Raw genomic sequence first — 3,517 nt, forward strand, 5'->3', positions numbered from 1 at the left:
ATGTTGTGGGTGCGCAGCCCGTCGGCGATCTGGGCGCCGATGGTGCGGCGCGGGTCGAGCGAGCCGAAGGGGTCTTGGAACACCATCTGCATCCGGCGCGACAGCTTGCGCATCTCGGCGGACGAGAGGGACGACAGGTCGCGCCCGTCGAAGCTCATGCTGCCCCTGGTGGGGCTGTCGAGCCCCATCATCATGCGCCCGAGCGTGGACTTGCCGCAGCCGGATTCCCCCACGATGCCCACGGTCTCACCCTTGGCGACGGTGAGGCTCACGTCGCGCACGGCCCAGACGTCCTGGGCGCGGCCGAGCAGCCCGTGGCGGGTCGGGAAGTTGCGGCCGAGGGTCCTTGCCTCGACCAGCGGAGCGTTGGCGTCGGTCATGTGACGTTCTCCCAGCGGAAGCAGCGGGTGACACGGTCGGCTGCGGGGTGTTCGGCCTTGGGCGACCGGCTCTCGCACTCGGCGGACGCGAAGCCGCAGCGCGGCGCGAAGCGGCAGCCCGTGGGCATGTTGCGCGGCGAGGGCACGGTGCCGGGGATGGCGGTGAGCCGCTCGGCACCGCTCTCGGGCACCGACGAGATCAGCGCGGCGGTGTAGGGGTGACGGGGACGGGCGAAGACCTCGGCCACGGGGCCTTCCTCGACCACCTCGCCCGCGTACATCACCGTCACCCTGTCGGCGATCTCGGCCACCACGGCAAGGTCGTGGGTGACGAAGATCATACCCATGCCCGGCGTGTCCTTCTTGAGCTGCGCGAAGAGCTGAAGGATCTGCGCCTGGATCGTCGGGTCGAGCGCGGTGGTCGGCTCGTCGGCGATCAGCAGTCGGGGGTTGTTGGCCACGGCGAGGGCGATCATGGCGCGCTGACGCTGGCCGCCCGAGAGCTCGTGCGGGTAGGCGCGGTGCCGGCGCTCGGGGTCGGGGATACCGACGTGGCGGAGCAGGTCCAGGATGCGCTTCTGCAGCGCCTCGCCCGAGATCTGGTGGTGGGCCTGGATCGCCTCGCCGAGCTGGTCGCCGATGCGCAGCACCGGGTTGAGCGAGGCGGCGGCGTCCTGGAACACCATCGAGATCTCGTCGCCGCGCAGCTTGCGGATGCCTTCCTCGTCGAGCTTGGCAAGGTCGACCGCGGTGCCGTCGCGGGTGGTGTAGACGGCGCTGCCGCCGGTGACCCGCAGGGTGTCGGGCAGCAGGCCGGTCATGGCGAGGCCGGTCAGGGTCTTGCCCGAGCCGCTCTCGCCCACCAGCGCCACGGTCTCGCCGGGGCGAACGGTCAGCGACACGCGGCGCACAAGCTCCATGTCGTGGACGGCGATGGACATGTCCGAGATCTCGAGCAGCGGCGCCTCGGCGGGGGCGGCGACCGGGGTCACCGGCTTCTTCGCCTCGCGCGAGCGGGGCCGCAGCCAGAGCGCGCCACCGGCAGTGACGGCCCGGGGATCGAGCGCGGATTGCAGGCGGTCGCAGAGCAGGTTGAAGGTCAGGATGGTGCCGGCAAGCGCCAGCGACGGCCAGACCAGCAGCAGGGGTGCGACCTCCATGGCGCCGCGGGCGGCGCGGATCATCAGGCCCCAGGACGGGGTGGGGGGCACCACGCCGAGGCCGAGGAACGACAGGCCGCTCTCGATCACCATGGCCGAGGCCACGACCAGCGACATCTGCACCAGCAGCGGCGGCAGTACGTTGGGCAGGATGGTCCGCACGAGGATCTTCAGCGGATGCGTGCCCATGGCGCGCTGCGCGGTCACGAAGTCGAGCCCGCGCACCTGTTGCGTGGCGGCATAGACCACACGGGCGTAGTTCGGCGTGTAGAGGATGGTGAGCGCGAGGATCAGCGGCCAGGTGCCCGCGCCGAGGATCGTCACGACCAGCAGCGCCAGCAGCAGCGGCGGCAGGCAGAGGATGATCTCGGCGGCGCGCACGGTGAAGAGCTCCACCGCGCCGCGGAAGTAGCCGCCCAGCAGCCCGAGCGCGGTGCCGGCGATGGCCGCCAGCACGGCCGAGCCCACGGCGATGAAAAGCGAGGCGCGGCCGCCCCAGATCAGGCGCGAGAGCACGTCGCGGCCGAACTCGTCCTGGCCGAGCCAGTGCGCGGCCGAGGGGCCGGCGAAGCGGTGGGGGATGTCCATGCCCCGGGTGTCCTGCAGCGGCAGCACGGGGGCGAGAATGACGGTGGCGATGATCAGCGCGACGATGGTGCCGGGCAGGATCAGCTTGCGGGTCGAGGCCTTCATCAGCGCACCAGCGAGATGCGCGGATCGAGCATGGCGTTCACCACATCGACCACGAGGTTGAGGAAGACGAAGAGGACCGAGATCGTCATCACGATGCCGACCACTTCGGGATAGTCGCGGGCATCGACGGCCGACACGAGGTAGCCCGACAGACCGGGCCAGTTGAAGACGAATTCCACCAGGACGGTGCCTCCGATCAGCGTACCCATCTCAAGCCCCAGCACGGTCAGCACCGGGATCAGCGCGTTGCGGACCACGTGGCGGCGCAGGATCGGAGCCCGCGACAGGCCCTTGGCCCGGGCGGTGCGCACGTAGTCGCGCTGGAGAACTTCGAGCACGGAGGCGCGGCTCATGCGGGTGATCACCGCGAGGAGCGACAGCGCCACGGTGCCCGCGGGCATCAGCAGCAGTTTGAAATGTTCCACCGGATCCTCGCTGAAGGGCACGAAGCCCCCGGCGGGGAGCCATTTCAGCTCCTGCGCGAAGATCAGGATCACCACCGAGCCCACGACGAAGACCGGGGTCGAGAGCGAGGCGGATGCGAAGAAGGAGATCACGGCATCGGCCTTGCCGTCGGCGCGGATGGCCGCGTAGGTGCCGAGCGGCACGCCGATGCCGGTTGCGATCAGCGACGCGGCGAGGATGACCTCGAGCGTGCGCGGAAGGCGCAGGGCGATCTGCTCGATCACCGGCGCGCCATCGCGGAACGACGCGCCGAGATCACCGGTGAGGACACCGGCCATATGGTCGAGATACTGCTGCCAGAGCGGAGCGTTGAGCCCCATCTGCTCGCGCAGGGCGGCGACCGCCTGCGGATCGGCCGCGACGTTCCCGGTGCTCAGCAGCAACTCCGCCGGATCCCCGGGGATGAGGTGCAGAAGCAGGAAGACGATCGTGACGACGACCCAGACGAGGAACAGGGCGACGAGGCTTCGGAAGGCGATGTATCTCAACATTTGTCTGACTTGCGCTTAGCCGAGCATCGCTTCTTCCAGCGTGAAGCCGGAATAGAAGGTCAGCTGACCGGGCATGTTGGAGAAGCCGCTGACGTTGCCGGCAAGGCCGTAGCCCTGCTCACGCCAGCACAGGCCCATGATCGGCGCCGTGTCGATGGCGATCTGCTCGAGCTCCTTGTAGATGGCCTTGCGCTCTTCGGCGTCGAAGATGGCGCGGCCCTTCTTGAAGAGCTCGGAGATCTCGGGCGTCTCGAGACCGTAGCTGCGGGCATAGGCGGCGGGCAGGCTGCCGTCGAGCACGTTGGCAAGGCCGTCGGGGTCGTTGTTG

The 3,517-nt window shown here is 69.4% G+C and carries 3 protein-coding genes and 1 pseudogene; all 4 read right to left on the reverse strand.

Features of this window, described 5'->3' with window-relative positions; all coding sequences use genetic code 11:
• On the reverse strand, window positions 1-380 hold a 380-nt coding region (locus HC022_RS21470; protein WP_167453771.1), incomplete at its 3' end, for an ATP-binding cassette domain-containing protein.
• Window positions 377-2,233 (reverse strand): dipeptide/oligopeptide/nickel ABC transporter permease/ATP-binding protein, encoded by a 1,857-nt coding sequence (locus tag HC022_RS21475; protein WP_167453772.1) that lies wholly within the window; start codon window positions 2,231-2,233, stop codon window positions 377-379. The genes HC022_RS21470 and HC022_RS21475, both read right to left, overlap by 4 nt.
• On the reverse strand, window positions 2,233-3,189 hold the full coding sequence (locus tag HC022_RS21480; protein WP_008886220.1) for an ABC transporter permease: 957 nt from the start codon (window positions 3,187-3,189) through the stop codon (window positions 2,233-2,235). The genes HC022_RS21475 and HC022_RS21480 overlap by 1 nt, the downstream gene beginning before the upstream one ends.
• Window positions 3,190-3,204: 15 nt before the next feature.
• Window positions 3,205-3,517 (reverse strand): annotated as a pseudogene (locus HC022_RS21485) (peptide ABC transporter substrate-binding protein); the annotation flags it as partial.

The organism is Salipiger sp. HF18, from assembly GCF_011806505.1.
GTDB lineage: Bacteria > Pseudomonadota > Alphaproteobacteria > Rhodobacterales > Rhodobacteraceae > Salipiger > Salipiger thiooxidans.

Excerpts from the sequence above, each read along its gene's own strand:
- HC022_RS21475 (WP_167453772.1), bottom strand. The coding sequence starts at position 2,233 with ATGAAGGCCTCGACCCGCAAGCTGATCCTGCCCGGCACCATCGTCGCG.
- HC022_RS21480 (WP_008886220.1), bottom strand. The coding sequence starts at position 3,189 with ATGTTGAGATACATCGCCTTCCGAAGCCTCGTCGCCCTGTTCCTCGTC.